Annotated in this window: 15 protein-coding genes and 3 pseudogenes; 12 read left to right on the top strand and 6 right to left on the bottom strand. The window is 56.6% G+C overall.

Going from position 1 to position 15199, the window contains the following annotated elements; all coding sequences use genetic code 11:
• Positions 1–21: 21 nt before the first annotated feature.
• Together MUN84_RS16520 and MUN84_RS16525 are read right to left on the bottom strand one after the other, a co-directional pair.
• A complete protein-coding gene (locus tag MUN84_RS16520) occupies positions 22–543 on the bottom strand; it encodes a hypothetical protein (protein WP_244695128.1) in 522 nt (173 codons plus the stop codon).
• Positions 438–878, bottom strand: a complete 441-nt coding sequence (locus tag MUN84_RS16525) for a glycosyltransferase family 2 protein (RefSeq protein ID WP_244695129.1) — start codon at positions 876–878, stop codon at positions 438–440. Before MUN84_RS16525 ends, MUN84_RS16520 begins: the two co-directional genes overlap by 106 nt.
• A 158-nt stretch (positions 879–1036) precedes the next feature.
• Between MUN84_RS16525 and MUN84_RS16530 the strand changes: the two genes are divergently transcribed.
• Together MUN84_RS16530 and MUN84_RS16535 are read left to right on the top strand one after the other, a co-directional pair.
• Positions 1037–1639 (top strand): hypothetical protein, encoded by a 603-nt coding sequence (locus MUN84_RS16530; protein WP_244695130.1) that lies wholly within the window; start codon positions 1037–1039, stop codon positions 1637–1639.
• Between the two features lie 23 nt (positions 1640–1662).
• Positions 1663–2103, top strand: coding sequence for a glycosyltransferase (locus MUN84_RS16535; protein WP_244695131.1), 441 nt, complete (start codon positions 1663–1665; stop codon positions 2101–2103).
• Here MUN84_RS16535 and MUN84_RS16540 read toward each other — a convergent pair.
• The 4 genes from MUN84_RS16540 to MUN84_RS16555 form a co-directional block, all read right to left on the bottom strand.
• Positions 2055–2381 carry a hypothetical protein gene (locus MUN84_RS16540; protein ID WP_244695132.1) on the bottom strand — a complete coding sequence of 109 codons (327 nt, stop codon included), beginning with the start codon at positions 2379–2381 and terminating at the stop codon, positions 2055–2057. The genes MUN84_RS16535 and MUN84_RS16540 overlap by 49 nt on opposite strands.
• A gap of 137 nt (positions 2382–2518) precedes the next feature.
• On the bottom strand, positions 2519–2719 hold the full coding sequence (locus MUN84_RS16545) for a hypothetical protein (protein ID WP_244695133.1): 201 nt from the start codon (positions 2717–2719) through the stop codon (positions 2519–2521).
• Positions 2720–2874: 155 nt separating this feature from the next.
• Entirely contained in the window at positions 2875–3417 is a 543-nt protein-coding gene (locus tag MUN84_RS16550) for a hypothetical protein (RefSeq protein ID WP_244695134.1), read from the bottom strand.
• A gap of 22 nt (positions 3418–3439) precedes the next feature.
• Complete coding sequence (locus MUN84_RS16555; protein ID WP_244695135.1) at positions 3440–4693, bottom strand: tol-pal system protein YbgF; 1254 nt, start codon at positions 4691–4693, stop codon at positions 3440–3442.
• Between the two features lie 327 nt (positions 4694–5020).
• Between MUN84_RS16555 and MUN84_RS24060 the strand changes: the two genes are divergently transcribed.
• The 10 genes and pseudogenes from MUN84_RS24060 to MUN84_RS16600 all read left to right on the top strand — a co-directional run bounded on the left by MUN84_RS24060 (position 5021) and on the right by MUN84_RS16600 (position 15177).
• Positions 5021–5149, top strand: a complete 129-nt coding sequence (locus MUN84_RS24060) for a hypothetical protein (protein WP_317238985.1) — start codon at positions 5021–5023, stop codon at positions 5147–5149.
• Positions 5113–5673, top strand: coding sequence for a hypothetical protein (locus tag MUN84_RS24065; protein ID WP_317238986.1), 561 nt, complete (start codon positions 5113–5115; stop codon positions 5671–5673). Before MUN84_RS24060 ends, MUN84_RS24065 begins: the two co-directional genes overlap by 37 nt.
• A gap of 245 nt (positions 5674–5918) precedes the next feature.
• Positions 5919–8133, top strand: a pseudogene (locus MUN84_RS16565) (sodium-translocating pyrophosphatase).
• A 129-nt stretch (positions 8134–8262) separates the two neighbouring features.
• Positions 8263–8802 carry a hypoxanthine phosphoribosyltransferase gene (gene hpt / locus MUN84_RS16570; protein WP_244695136.1) on the top strand — a complete coding sequence of 180 codons (540 nt, stop codon included), beginning with the start codon at positions 8263–8265 and terminating at the stop codon, positions 8800–8802.
• A gap of 121 nt (positions 8803–8923) precedes the next feature.
• Positions 8924–9547 (top strand): adenylate kinase, encoded by a 624-nt coding sequence (locus MUN84_RS16575; RefSeq protein WP_244695137.1) that lies wholly within the window; start codon positions 8924–8926, stop codon positions 9545–9547.
• A 225-nt stretch (positions 9548–9772) separates the two neighbouring features.
• Positions 9773–10770: pseudogene (obgE, locus tag MUN84_RS16580) on the top strand (GTPase ObgE).
• Between the two features lie 239 nt (positions 10771–11009).
• Positions 11010–11516, top strand: coding sequence for a nucleotide exchange factor GrpE (locus tag MUN84_RS16585; protein WP_244695138.1), 507 nt, complete (start codon positions 11010–11012; stop codon positions 11514–11516).
• 148 nt (positions 11517–11664) lie between these two features.
• Positions 11665–12806 (top strand): annotated as a pseudogene (gene dnaJ / locus MUN84_RS16590) (molecular chaperone DnaJ).
• Positions 12807–13021: 215 nt separating this feature from the next.
• Complete coding sequence (locus tag MUN84_RS16595) at positions 13022–13525, top strand: RNA polymerase sigma factor (RefSeq protein WP_244695139.1); 504 nt, start codon at positions 13022–13024, stop codon at positions 13523–13525.
• Between the two features lie 710 nt (positions 13526–14235).
• The gene (locus MUN84_RS16600; RefSeq protein ID WP_244698966.1) at positions 14236–15177 is read left to right on the top strand and encodes an ABC transporter ATP-binding protein; all 942 of its coding nucleotides are present in this window, start codon (positions 14236–14238) and stop codon (positions 15175–15177) included.
• Positions 15178–15199: the final 22 nt, after the last annotated feature.

The following is a 15199-nucleotide window of genomic DNA, read 5'->3' on the forward strand; positions in this document are numbered from 1 at the left end:
TCTTCCCGACGTACAGGCCCACTACCCCAGAACGGTAATGATAACGCCGCAGAAAAAGCAGAGCGAAACGATGAGGCTGGCGTAGCCCAGTACCACAATCTGCCCCCGTAGCGCCCGAATCAGCATCACCAAACCAAGCCCGAATGCTATGAAAGCCAGCACCAGACCAAAATACACGGTCAGCCGCAGGGGCTTGTCGGAATAGGTCAGGATGATGTCGAGGGCGAGTTGCAGCCGGCGCGATAAGGAGTACGAGGTAGCGCGGCCGCTGTGGCCGTGCGCTACGGGCAGGGAGGTTTGGCGAAAGCCGGCCCAGCGGACCATGGTAGGGAAGTAACGGGTGCTTTCGCGCAGTTGTAGTACAATATCAATCAGGCGACGGTGGTACACGCCAAAGTTGCCAACTTCCGGATCCTGGGCTTGGCCCGTCAGGTAGGCTAGCACGGCGTAAAAGGCCCGAGCCCGCCACACGGTAAACGCCGAATCGGTCCGACGGCCCCGGCGGGCCAGCACGGCTTCGTAGCCCTCCTGAACCTTAGCCACAGCCGCGTAATTTCCTCGGGCTGGTCCTGCAGGTCGCAATCCATCACCACCACCCACTCGCCCTGGCACTGCTCCAGGCCGGCCGTAATAGCATGGTGCTGCCCGAAGTTGCGGGATAGGCGGAGGCCGCGCACGCACGGGGTGCGGGCCGCCTGTCGGCAAATCAGCTCCCAACTGCTATCGGCGCTACCATCATCGACGAGAATGATTTCGTAGCGAACCGGTAAAGCAGTTAGCGTGTGCTCCAGGCGCCTGACCAGCTCGTCCAGCACAGCGCTAGCTTGGTAGACCGGGCTAACAACCGAAAGTAGGGGCAGGGCGGTAGTAAGAGGCATAAGGTAAGCAACGGAGCAAGCCGGCCGAGAAACAAAAGCCACCAAAGATAATAGCTGAATCGGGCGTAGTAGGTACGGGAAGCAACTGGTCAGTGTACCTTTGCGGCTGGCAGAAGGTGGCGCCGGCCCCTTTGCCCAGTATTCTCCAGCTTTTTCGTATGCAGATTCTTTTTCTGGTGCCCTATCCTACGGGTAAGGCCCCTTCCCAACGCTTCCGTTTCGAACAGTACTTCGATTTCTTGACGGCGGCCGGCTACCGTTACCGGGTCGCCCCGTTTATTTCGGAAGCTACGTGGGCTATTCTGTACAAACCAGGGCATCAGTTACAAAAAGTAGCTGGCATTTTAGGTGGATTTCTGCGCCGGTTTGGGCTGCTCTTCGTGGTGCCGAAGTACGACTACGTGTTCATTCACCGCGAAGCGTCTCCCATTGGACCGCCCGTGTTCGAGTGGGTGATTGCCAAGTTGCTGGGCAAGAAGATTATTTACGATTTCGACGATGCCATCTGGATTCCGAACACCTCGGAGGCCAATAAAATAGTAGCCGGCGTAAAGTGGCACCATAAGGTGGGTAGCATCTGCCGCTGGGCCTATAAGGTGAGCTGCGGCAACGCCTACCTGCGTGACTACGCCCGGCAGTTCAACCCGAACGCAGTTGTTAACCCTACCACCATCGATACCGAACACCTACATAACCAGGTGCGCGACCAGCAAGCCCCGGGAAGCTGGTTATTGGCTGGACTGGGACGCACTCAACCCTGAAATATATTGAGCAGGTAGTACCCGTGTTGGCTAAGCTAGAACAGGAGTTCGACTTTGAGTTCCGGGTGATTTCCAACCAGCCGCCCGAATTGCAGCTACGCAGCTTAGTGTATCAGCCCTGGCGAAAGGAAACCGAAATAGCAGATTTACTCAGGTTTCACGTGGGGCTAATGCCGCTCGAAGATGACCCTTGGGCGAAAGGTAAATGCGCCTTTAAAGCCTTGCAATACATGGCTTTAGGTGAGCCCGCGCTAGTGTCGCCCGTGGGTATGAACACGGAAGTAGTACAGGAAGATGTGAATGGGAACGTGTGTGCCACGTCCGAGCAATGGGAGGCGGCCCTGCGCAACCTGCTCAGTAACCCAGCGGTACGGTCCCGCATGGGTCAAGCAGCCCGCCAGACAGTGGAAGCTCGTTACTCCGTGGTAGCTAACCGCGAGAACTTCCTGGCGCTATTTAGTTGAGGCTTGGCGACTACGCGCCGTTTTGGCTGCGCCTTGGCCTGCATAATGTAAAGTGCTGCTAAGTAAAAAGGCATCAGGGGAATTTTGTAGCGCACCAGCGTGCCGAAATTTCCACTATTGATACCTACCCCGATAGCAAAAACAATGGCAAACAAAAAGCAGAAGAGCAGAATGGGAGTGCCAAGAATCAAGGCAAAACCCTTTCCGATTCCAGTTTTGTAAAAAAGGCTAACTGTCAGCCAAATAAACAGGGAGGCTTCCAGGGCAGAGAGCAGCATTACTGGGTTTCTTACCTCGAATAGGAAAGGACGGAAAATAGAGACTATGATGGCTTGTGGCGCTACTTTCAAAGTAGAGCTCAACGAGCCGTCAAACTCCCCAATGTTATAGGTTGAGCCGTTAGCTGCGTAGGTAGTTAGGTACTGCTGATTGATTCGGGCCCGTTCCCCAGCTTTTCAACATCATACTTCTCGTCGCCGGCAGTCAAGCCTGTGGCTCCTAGGTAGCCAGCTCCAGCTCCTAGCAGGAGGAACAAGGGCTTGAGCAGCATGCGCAAAGCCGCTGACTTAATCCGTTGGTTGTTTTCATTAAACACCCACAACAGAGCTGCGGGCAAGAAGGAAAGCAAAATGTAGACCTTTACAGAAAGGAGGATGTAGGCACCTAGGGTACCAAGCACTACAGCGGTCGGTATATTCTTTTTTAGGATGAGGGCGTGATAAAACCCGTAAAAAGTCCACCCTAAGGCTCCTATGCATAAGGAGTCCTTCATCAGCCCCGACCCCAGAAGAAAACAGATGGTAGAAAGAAAACGGCAATAGCCAGTTTCTTATAAGCCAGAGGATATATGCGTAGGAACGTAACATACATAGCCCACATGCCGCAAAAACTCAAAAAGGCAAAGCCGAGAGCAATGACAGTATAACTGCCAAAGCCGATGAGGGCAAATACGCTAGCTACCTGGGCCACGAAGTACTCCGTTGGAGCATCATACCAATACATCTGGCCAGTATAGCGCAGCATGTCCGCGTCAGCAGGGTGTTTTCCTAACAACAGCTTTACCCCTGTGCTGAATGAGTCGCCGAAAGCCTGGTATATTACTTTTACGTGCGAAAAGTAATTAAACGTGTCTCCTCCGCCGTAGTAAAACTGGTAAATCAAGCCCAGGCCAATGGCGCCTAGAAACTTTACCGATAAAGCCGGGATGAAATACTTCCTGGTTAGAGGGTTGGTGAACCGCTTGCGCACGGCGAAGGCTATCCCGTAGAAAATCCCGAGGTATAGTGGAGTTAAAAACAGGTCCTTGAGTTCCATACACAGTGCGCGGTAGCCTTCCCTACTTCCGTTTCGTCTTAAGGTACGTTTTGGCCTCCTTGTATTGTTCCGAACTATGGTCGGATTTATCAAGAACTACGCTGTAATAGCGCCGGGCGGCCGTTACATCTTTGCCTCGATCAGCGAGGCGGGCCAGAGCCAGGTTAGCAAAAACGTAGAATCCATATTTGGTTTCGCCATTGGTTTCGGCGAATACGATGCAGCGCTGGTAATACTCTTTAGCCTTAGCTAAGTCCTTGTAGCGATTCTGCATCAAGTAGCCCAGAAAGTACGTGGCGTAGCGGCCGCTGTTGGCTTCGTAGCCCGGCAGGCCCCGGTTCAGTTTGTCCAGCATGTCCCGACTTACCCGCTCGCACTCCCGGAACTCGCCCTGCCGAAAGCAGGCGTTGGCATAAATGCGCTGGAGGTAGCCGTTATCGGGGTAGGTGGTGGCTAGGTAGCGAGCAATGGGCATGGCCTGTTCCGGCTTGTCCTCCTCGTTGATAAGAATGCGCATCAGAAACACCCGGGCTTCCGGGCCCACGTAAAACCCGTTGTCGGCTACGTTGCGCAGCTGCTGCAACCCCAACTGCTTGTTGCCCTTGGGAAAAAACAGCAGCACGGGCTTGAGTAGCGGATAATTATCAGGAATCCAGACGGCGTAGTAGTTGAAGAGGGCCTGTCCGAACAGAAACTCTGGGCTTAGGCCATTGGCTTCCTTGCTTTTATCGAGGTAGTCCAGGGCACGCTTGGCGCCTACCGTGGCTTTGCGCCAGTCATGACGCTCAGCGTGCAGGCGGGCATCAAAACCATAGCCCGCCGCCAGAAAAAAGCACGCCTCGTAATTTCTGTTATCCGCCTTGTACAGGGCCTCACCCTTGGTGATGGCCGTATCCATGTAGGCAAAGAAAAGCTTGTCGTACTGCGTAGTTTGGATACCCGCCGGCATAATCTTCCACCACGTACTCAGCCCCAGCAAAAAGTAGGGCATGGGGTGGTTGGGGTAGCGGCGGCGTAAGCTGCGAAATTGCCGCTCGGCCTTGTCGTACTTGAAGTTGTAGAGGTTGAAAACGGCTCCTTCTAGCTCCGTCTGAATGTCTTTATCAAGCAGGAGCCATCCTTTGGTGTCAATGGCACCGGGAGCAACATCTACGTTTTCCAATTGAACCTGCCGCAATGAGTCCTGAAGAAGGGGCGGGCGGGCCGTGTCGGGTTGCTGAGCCAGCCCCACTAGGGGCAGGAGCAGCAACAGGACAAATTGGAGTCGTTTAAACATAAGAATAACGAATTGCGGCTTCAAACACGACTGAACAAATGTCCCATACTATGCATTGCAACAGCTAAAGTAGAACATTTGGCCTAGTTTTGGACAAATAAGATACACCATATGCAGCTTTTACAAGCCCTGTGCCAGATAGCGGCCCCTTCTGGTAATGAAGCTCCTCTAACAGAATTCTTGCTCCGGTACATACAGCAGCACCAAGCCAATTGGCGCACCCTGTCAACCGTAGTAGCAGGCGGTGAGTTCCAAGATTGCATTATTCTTATATTTGGAAAGCCCCGCACGGCGGTTTTTGCCCATCTTGATAGTATAGGCTTTACTGTGCGCTACGGCCAGCAGTTAGTGCGCATCGGTGGCCCCGACGCTGAAACCGGGTACCGCCTAGTGGGCCGCGACGCGCAGGGTGAGATTGAGTGCACGTTGCAGGTGAACGAGGAAACGGGGGCCTGAGCTACGATTTTCACCGCGAGATTGAGCGCGGCACAGAGCTGACCTTCCGGTGTGATTTTCGGGAAACCGAAACCACCGTGCAAAGCTGCTACCTCGACAATCGGTTGGGAGTCTGGAACGCCCTGCGTCTGTGCGAAACCTTGCAGGATGGCATCGTGGCTTTCTCGTGTTGGGAAGAGCACGGCGGGGGCTCTGTGGCGTACCTGGCCCGCCACATCTACGAAACCTACGGCGTGCGACAGGCCCTAATTTCTGACATTACGTGGGTGACGGAAGGGGTTCGGCCGGGCCAAGGCGTGGCTATTTCCCTGCGCGACTCCCTGATTCCGCGCCGCAGCTACGTGGAGCGCATCCGGCGCATCGCCCGAGAAGCTGGTATTGCGCATCAACTAGAGGTAGAAGCCAGCGGAGGCTCCGATGCCAAGGAACTGCAGCTCAGCGCCCAACCCTGGGATTGGTGCTTTGTGGGGCGCCCGAAGATAACGTGCACTCCCCAACGAAATCGTGGCCAAAACGGACATTGAAAGCATGCTAGCTCTGTACCAGGAACTGATGCGCAAGCTCTAGTCAGAACTCAAGCTCAAGAACCGGAGAAAGCCGGGCGGTCAATGCGTGAATCTTGCGCGTTGGCCGCCCGGCTTTTGTACTATGGCGTCGGCACTGCTACAGCTTACTGCTTGACTATTAGCTAATAAATTCTATTTTACCCCACCAATCGTTCTTTCTCACCTTTCTCTTTCCCAACCACCTTAACCTATTCCCACCGCTTATGATGAACATTCTGTACGTAGTGCCGGCTCTGGGGTGCTGGCTTTAGTATACACGTGGTTGCGTTCGGGTTGGGTGAGTCGGCAGGATGCCGGCGACGAGCGGATGCGCACCATTGCCGGCTACATTGCCGACGGCGCCATTGCCTTCCTCCGGGCCGAGTACCGCGTGCTAGCCATTTTTGGGCTTATTGCTTCAGCTTGTTTGTTTTACCTGGGCAGCACCGGCGAAAAGTCGAGTCCCATCATTGTAATAGCCTTCATTATCGGGGCCGTGTTTTCGGCGCTGGCGGGCTTTATTGGGATGAAGATTGCCACCAAGGCCAACGTGCGCACGGCCCAGGCCGCCCGTACCTCCCTGAGCCGGGCCCTAAACGTGTCGTTTTCCGGCGGCTCGGTAATGGGTATGGGCGTGGCCGGGCTGGCCGTGCTGGGGTTGGGTTCGTTGTTTTTGGTGTTTTACAAAATCTTCGTGGTGAATGCTGGCGGCACGGCCAACGACGTGCACATGGAACGGGCCCTGGAGGTGCTGACGGGCTTCTCGCTCGGGGCCGAAAGTATTGCCCTCTTTGCCCGGGTAGGCGGTGGCATCTACACCAAAGCAGCCGACGTAGGCGCTGACTTGGTAGGCAAAGTAGAGGCCGGCATCCCGGAAGACGACCCCCGCAACCCCGCCACCATTGCCGACAACGTGGGCGACAATGTGGGCGACGTGGCCGGCATGGGCGCCGACTTATTCGGCTCCTATGTAGCTACCATTCTGGCTACCATGGTGCTGGGCCGGGAGGTAGTGGCCCGCGGCGACCAGTTTGAGGGTCTTTCGCCCATTCTGCTTCCCATGGTAATTGCCGGCATGGGCATTATCGCCTCCCTCATCGGCATTCTGATGGTGCGGGTGAAAGAAGGCGGCAACGTGCAGAGCGCTCTGAACCTGGGTAACTACGTATCGGTCATTGCGTCGGCAGTAGCTTCTTACTTTATCATCCGCTGGATGCTACCCACCGAGGATCTGACCATTCGGGTACCACTTTCGACTCGATGGACGTGTTTTATGCCGTGCTGGTGGGGCTGGTAGTTGGTACCCTAATGAGCATTATCACGGAGTACTACACGGCCATGGGCAAGCGGCCCGTACTAAGCATTGTGCGTCAGAGCAGCACGGGACACGCTACTACCGTAATTGGCGGCCTGGCTGTGGGCATGGAAAGCACCGTGCTGCCCATTATTGTGCTGGCGGCCGGCATCATCCTGAGTTTCGAGTGCGCGGGTCTCTACGGGGTAGCCATTGCCGCCGCTGGCATGATGGCCACCACCGCCATGCAGCTGGCCATTGATGCCTTCGGGCCCATTGCCGATAACGCCGGCGGCATTGCCGAAATGAGCGAGCTACCCAAGGAAGTGCGCGAGCGGACCGATATTCTGGATGCCGTGGGCAACACCACGGCCGCTACGGGCAAAGGCTTTGCTATTGCTTCGGCGGCCCTGACTTCTCTGGCCTTGTTTGCCGCGTTTATGGGCACGGCCAACATCAACTCCATCGACATCAGTAACGCCCGAGTGCTGGGCGGCCTGTTCGTGGGGGCCATGATTCCCTTCATCTTTTCGGCCTTGGCTATTTCGGCGGTGGGGCGCGCGGCCATGGCCATGGTGCAGGAAGTGCGGCGGCAGTTTCGGGAAATTCCGGGCATCATGGAAGGCACCGGCCGCCCGGAATACGAGAAATGCGTGGCTATTTCCACTCAAGCCGCTATTCGGGAGATGATGCTGCCGGGAGCTATTGCGCTGGTAGTACCGGTGCTAGTAGGTTTCACGTTTGGTCCCGAGGTGCTGGGTGGCACGCTGGCCGGCGTTACGGTATCGGGCGTGCTGATGGCCATGTTCCAAAGCAACGCCGGCGGCGCCTGGGACAACGCCAAGAAGTCGTTTGAAAAAGGCGTAATGATTGACGGCAAGATGGAGTACAAAGGCTCCGACGCGCACAAAGCGTCCGTGACGGGCGACACCGTGGGCGACCCGTTCAAAGACACTTCTGGCCCCAGCATGAACATCCTCATCAAGCTCATGAGCATCGTTTCCCTGGTTATTGCGCCCCACATTGCTGCCCCCGAGCGCGCCCTAACTACGGCGCCAGCACGCACGGCCGAGCACCAGTTCAGGAAGAGCAGCCTCGAAGCTGCGCTTGCTACCGCCCAGCTGCTGCTCAACCGTATGCGGTGAGCTGCGAGGAGCTACCGGCAGCAACTTGCCGAAACCAGATAGGCACGAAAGCCGCCTTCCTTCCCCGGGAGGGCGGCTTTTTTCTGCTACCTTTGCTCGCCCGCTCACCTACGGCCCAACCCCAAACGGATGACCCCGGACCATATTTCGCTGCATAACAAGCAGTTTGAGCCCTACCTGTCGGCCGCTCAGCTAGCCAGTGCCATCCAGCAGGTAGCCGCTCGTCTCAACCACGACTACCACGGCCAAACGCCCCTGTTCGTGGCCGTGCTCAACGGCTCCTTTATGTTTGCCGCCGATTTGCTCAAGGAAATAACGCTGCCCTGTGAGGTGAGCTTCATCCGGGTGGCCTCCTACCAGGGCACTAGCAGCACTGGCGAGGTGAAGGAAGTGCTGGGCCTCACCGAAGAGCTAGCTGGCCGCCACGTGGTTATCCTGGAGGATATTGTGGATACCGGTCACACCATGCGCATGCTGCTCGACACGCTGGCCGAAAAGCAGCCGGCTTCCTTGGAGGTAGCTACCCTGTTTCTGAAGCCCGAATGCCTGCAGCACGAGCTGCCAATTCGCTACGTAGGCCTGAGCATTCCCAACGATTTTATTGTGGGCTACGGCCTCGATTACGACGGACTGGGCCGTAATTACCCTGATGTGTACAAAGCCGTGTAGGAAGAGTCCTGCGCCTGGGGCCAGCTAAAATTCGCTGACCTGCGTAGAGGCTTTCCCATTCGTTGCTTATATTTCCAAAACCACCCGTTTTCTCCTTCCCCCGCGTAACTCCCCGCTACTCATGCTGAATCTCGTGCTCTTCGGCCCGCCCGGTGCCGGCAAAGGAACGCAAAGCCAGAAGCTTATTGCCCGCTATAATCTGGTTCACCTCTCCACCGGCGACCTGCTCCGCGCCCAGATTACGCAGGGCACGGAGCTTGGCCTGCGCGCCAAAAAGCTCATGGACGAAGGCCTGTTGGTACCCGATGAGGTGGTAATTGGCATGATCAACAGTGCCCTCAGCGACAATAAACAGGCCGCGGGCTTTATTTTCGATGGTTTTCCGCGCACCGTGCCTCAAGCCGCCAGCCTCGACCAACTGCTGGCCCAGCACGATACCGGCGTGTCGTGCATGGTGGCACTAGAGGTAGCGGAGGAGGAGTTAGTGAAGCGCCTGCTGGAGCGGGGCAAAACCTCGGGCCGCCCCGACGACCAGAACGAGGAGAAAATTCGCAAGCGCGTGACGGTGTACAACACCGAAACCGCCCAGGTAGCCGGCTACTACGCCGAGCAGCAGAAATTCCACTCCCTAAACGGCATCGGCGCCATTGATGACATCTTCGGCCAGATCTGTGCTATTCTCGACAAGCACCAGCCCGCCACTACGGAAAGCAGCCGACAGGCTACCGACGAAGTAAAAGCGTAACTTTGCGGCTGCTACCCCATCGGTAGCGGCAGAATCATCTGTCATCCTGAGCTCAAGCAAAGGACCTTATCCCCTTAGGGCGATGTTCGTTTTACGACTCGTGCCTCCGGAATAAGGTCCTTTGCTACGCTTAGGATGACAGTTGTTTTACTACCCCACCGCAGAGGCAGGAACGAGGAAGAATGTTCGTTCTTCATTCCTACTTCTTCATTCTTTATTCAACAAGTGGCTTCTAATAACTTCATCGACTACGTAAAAATAAATTGCCGTTCGGGGCGGGGTGGGGCAGGTTCGCACCATTTCTTTCGCGCCAAAGGCTTGCCCAACGGCGGGCCCGACGGCGGCGACGGGGGCCGCGGGGGCCACATCATCCTGGAGGGTAACTCTCAGCTCTGGACCTTGCTGCACCTGCAGTATCAAAAGCACCTGATTGCCCAGGCCGGCGAAAACGGCGGCGAAAACCTGCGCACCGGCGCTCAGGGCGACGACATCATTATTCAGGTGCCACTGGGCACTATTGCCCGCGATGCTGAAACCGGCGAGAAAAAGCTGGAAATTACGGAGCACGGCCAGCGCCTGATTCTGACGCCCGGCGGCCGCGGCGGCCTCGGCAACGACCACTTCAAATCTGCTACCAACCAAGCACCCCAGTATGCCCAGCCCGGTGAGCCCGGCATTGACGAATGGGTAGTGCTGGAGCTGAAACTGCTGGCCGACGTGGGCCTGGTGGGCTTTCCGAATGCCGGCAAAAGCACCTTGCTCTCGGTAGTATCGGCGGCCAAGCCTAAGATTGCCGACTACGCCTTCACCACCCTCACGCCCAACTTGGGGTAGTAGCCTACCGCGACTATAAGTCGTTTGTGATGGCGGATATTCCGGGCATCATTGAGGGGGCTGCGGAGGGTAGGGGCCTGGGGCACCGCTTCCTGCGCCACGTAGAGCGGAACTCCATTCTGCTGTTTATGATCAGCTGCGACTCGCCGGATATAAATGCCGAATATCAAGTGCTGCTTAGTGAGTTAGAGCAGTTTAATCCGGAGCTGCTGGACAAGAAGCGCCTGCTGGCCATTACCAAATCCGACATGCTGGATGAGGAGTTAGAAACGGAAATCCGGGAAACGCTACCCACCGACTTGCCCACCATCTTCATTTCCAGCCTGACCAACAAGAATATCCAGCCCCTGAAGGATATGATCTGGCAGGCCCTGCACGCCGAAAAGTAGGCCGGCACATCCTGGTCCGCCAAGACGGCTGAACTAACTACCCGGCAACTGAAGTTTCAGTGCCACAATGACAGCCAAGTAGGGTTTGGCAGGTTCCTTGTGCCCGAACCCGGCTGTATGTCTTCCCGATTCAACCCATTCCGACGATTCCAAGCGAAAATGGCTGACGATAAAACCCCCAATCCAACGAATCCCAATTCGGCCAGACGGACGCTGCCGCCGACCACGTAGCCGGCGAGTTGACGGAAGAGCCCACTGCCCCCGAGGTTGGGGAAGTAGAAGGTGCCACTACCGCCACGACTGGCTCGAAGACGGATGCTGAGTTGGCTGATTTGAAAGATAAGTACTTGCGCCTAGCGGCAGAGTTCGAGAACTACAAGCGCCGCACCACTAAGGAGCGCGCCGACCTGTTCAAAACGGCGAACCAGGAGCTGATGGTGGCGTTGCTGCCCGTGCTGGATGACTTTGACCGGGCCCGCCACCACACCAAGGATACTGAGGATGCCGGCACGGTGCGGGAAAGCATCGACATCATTCATAACAAGCTCCAGAAGACTCTGAACCAGAAGGGCTTGGCCCCGATGGAAGCCAAAGGTGGCGCCTTTGACCCTGATTTGCACGAGGCCATTACCCAGATTCCGGCTCCCTCGGAAGACCTGAAGGGCAAGATTGTAGATGAAGTGGAGAAAGGTTACTACCTCGGCGACAAGGTAATTCGTCACGCCAAAGTGGTACTGGGCCAGTAGAAAAACCAGAACGTCATGCAGAGGCATGTCGCGCATCAAGCGAGTGACCGAAGCATCTCGCGTGGCATCGTTAACACAGTAACTCCATACGTCAGCACGCGAGATGCTTCGGCTGCGCCTCTGCCTGACAGCCAAGTATAGTAAGATCATGGCAACGAAGCGAGATTATTACGAGGTGCTGGGCGTAGCCAAAAACGCTTCGGGCGACGAGATTAAGAAGGCCTACCGCAAGGTGGCCATCAAGTATCATCCCGATAAAAACCCCGACGACCCCACCGCCGAAGACAAGTTCAAGGAAGCTGCTGAGGCGTACGAGATTCTGAGCGATGAGCAGAAGCGCGCCCGCTACGACCGATTTGGCCACCAGGCCGGCGGCGGTAACGGGGTGGCCCGAATATGGAGGACATTTTCTCCCAGTTCGGCGACATTTTCGGGGGCGGCGGCTTCGAGGGCTTCTTTGGGGGCGGTGGCCGCGGCCAGCAAGGCGGCCGGCGCGTGCGCAAGGGCTCCAACCTGCGCATCAAGCTGAAGCTGGACCTGGAAGAGGTAGCCAACGGCGTCGAGAAGAAAATCAAGGTGAAGCGCTACGTGGCCTGCAACACCTGCTCGGGCACCGGCGCCAAAAACGGCACCGACCTAAAAACCTGCGGCACTTGCAACGGCCAGGGTCAGGTAAAGCGCGTGGTGCAAACCATGCTCGGCCAGATGGTTAGCGCCTCTACCTGTCCTACCTGCGAGGGTGAGGGCAAGGTAGTAACCAGCAAGTGTGATGTGTGCCACGGCGAAGGCCGGCAGTTGCACGAGGAGGTTATCCCGATCAACATTCCGGCGGGCGTAGCCGAGGGCATGCAGCTGAGCATGAACGGCAAAGGCAACTACCCCGAGCGCGGCGGCGTACCCGGCGACCTGCTCATTCAGATTGAGGAGGAGCCGCACGAGCTACTCAAGCGCGACGGCAACAACATCATGTTCGAGCAGTATATCTCGTTCGTGGATGCCTCGCTGGGCGCCAGCATTGAGGTGCCGACCATTGAAGGCAAGGTCAAGATTAAGGTAGACCCCGGCACCCAGCCCGGCAAAATCCTGCGCCTACGCGGCAAAGGCATCAAGGACATCAACGGTTACGGCCGCGGCGACCAGCTCATCCACCTCAACGTTTGGACGCCGAAAAACGTGACGGGCGAGGAGCGCGAGCTGCTGGAAAAATTGCGTGATTCGCGCAACTTCACCCCCAACCCCGGCAAAAACGACAAAGGCTTCTTTGAGAAAGTAAAGGAGTACTTCCAGTAAGCCGGTACGAGTTATTATTTCTAAAAGCCCGCTTTCCTCGGAGGAAAGCGGGCTTTTTGCGTAGCGGGAAGTTAGAGCAGGAGGATAAGGGGTAGAAAAAAAAGGGCAAACGGAACCAGCGTGAGCCCCGGCGTGGAAAATAATTTTAGGTTAGGCTGTAATGCAAAGCCACAATGGGCGACTAATGCAGTGTAGTTAAATCTTGGCCTGGTCTCGTGGTTGTTTCCGCTGTTTCCGCATCCTTCCTGGCTCACATCAATGCCCATCAGCCCCTGCTGCTGCGCATCTGCCGGATGTACTGCCCCGATGCCGACGACCGGCAGGATCTGTACCAGGAAATGGTGCTGCAGTTGTGGCGGGCCTACCCTCGCTACGAGGCCCGAGCCTCGTTCAGCACCTGGCTCTACCGCATTGCCCTGAACATAGCCATTTCGGACCTGCGCCAGCGCACCCGTCAGCCCACGTCCCAGCGCCTTGGCTCGATGCTGGCCGAGGTAACTGCGGCGCCGGACTCGGGCCCCGATGCCGACGACCTGGGGTTGCTGCACCGGGCCATTGCCCGGCTTTCAGACGTGGAAAAGGCCTTTGTACTGCTGTATCTGGAAGAGCGCACCTATGAGGAAATGGCCGACATCCTCGGCATCACCCAGAACAATGTGCGGGTTAAGATGCACCGCATCCAGGAGAAGCTTCGCCACCTGCTAACCCAGCTTGCCTAATGGAACTCGATGATTTTCGCCGGAAGTGGCAGCAGCAGCCCGTGGCTACGGAGCAACCAGGCGCCCTGGAGGCGGCTGCCCTGACTCAGCTGCTCAAGCAGGCTTCCCGAAGCTCCGTGGCCACTATGCTGCGCAACGCGAGGCTGGAAATTGGCTTTAGCATTCTAATCTTGGTCGCAGGCATCACCGGTTTCCTGTACGCCGAAAGGCTGGTTGACCGCTTAGTGATGGGGTGGATGATTCTTCTATGCGTGGTCAGTATTGTGTCTTACCACCGCTATTTGCTGAAAGGACTAGGGGACATGAGAACGGCGGAAGCATCGGTGCGTGACCAATTAACGCACCAGCTTCAACGTGTGCGCGAGGTACTGCGTCTCTCTTTGCGTTCATCCTTGTGGTCACTGGTAATTTCATTGGGTACCCCTATGAGTTTCTCCCTGGTAGGGTTAGCACGGGAAATGGCCACCAACCGAAAAATGGTGGTGATTTTTGGTGCATCGGTGGTATTCTATGCTATACTTGGGTACGGAGCCTTCCTGCTTATGCGCTGGTTGGCTAAACGCTACCTATACGGACTCTACGGCCAGCATCTCGACCGGCTGGAAGCGGCCCTGCGGGAGTTGGGGAGTAAAGCAGCCGGTTGGTTGAAATACCAGATTCCGAGCATAGTAAAAATTCTACATTGCTGCCACCTAACCAATTCACCTGCCGTGCAACCTATTCTTCAAGCCCTGAACGTGCGCAAAGCCTACGCCCAGCACGTTGCCCTCGACGGTGTCAGCCTCGATATTCCGGAGCGCAGCATCTTCGGCCTGCTTGGCCCTAACGGAGCCGGCAAAACGTCGCTTATCCGCATTATTACCCAGATAACGGCCGCTGACGAAGGCGAAATTCGGTTCCGAGGTGAGCGGCTCAAGCCCGCCCACATTGCCGAAATTGGCTACCTGCCCGAGGAGCGCGGCCTCTACAAGAAAATGAAGGTAGGCGAGCAACTGCTCTACCTGGCCCGCCTACGTGGCATGAGCCGAGCCGACGCCACGGAACGCATCAAGGCTTGGCTGACGCGCTTCGACATCAAGCCCTGGGCCGAGAAAAACGTGGAGGACCTCTCCAAGGGCATGCAGCAGAAAGTGCAGTTTATTGCTACCGTGCTGCACGAACCCAGCCTGATTATTCTGGATGAGCCATTTTCGGGCTTCGACCCCATCAATGCCAACCTCATCAAAGACGAAATTCTGGATTTGCGGGAGCGGGGCGCTACCATCATCTTCTCAACGCACCGCATGGAGTCGGTGGAGGAGATGTGCGACAGTATTGCCCTAATTAACCGCAGCCACAAAGTGCTCGACGGACCCGTGGGTGCCATCAAAGACCAATTCAAAACCCAGACCTACGAGGTAGAAGGCAAGGGCCGCCTGATGGTAATGCACCCCGATTTTGAAGTGCTAGAGCACAAGGAGCGCGAAAACGGCCACTTCTACGACCGAATTCGGCTGCACGCGGGTACCACGCCCAACGATTTGCTGCGCTACCTGATCAGCAACGTGGAGGTACATGCCTTCCGGGAGCTGATTCCGAGCATCAACGACATCTTCATCCGGCGGGTGCGCGAAACCATGCCCGAAAGCCTAGTGGAACCAGTTTCTGCTTAGCGTCCTACCCCTGCAACCTCCC

It is taken from the genome of Hymenobacter sp. 5516J-16, from assembly GCF_022919335.1.
Taxonomy (GTDB): domain Bacteria; phylum Bacteroidota; class Bacteroidia; order Cytophagales; family Hymenobacteraceae; genus Hymenobacter; species Hymenobacter sublimis.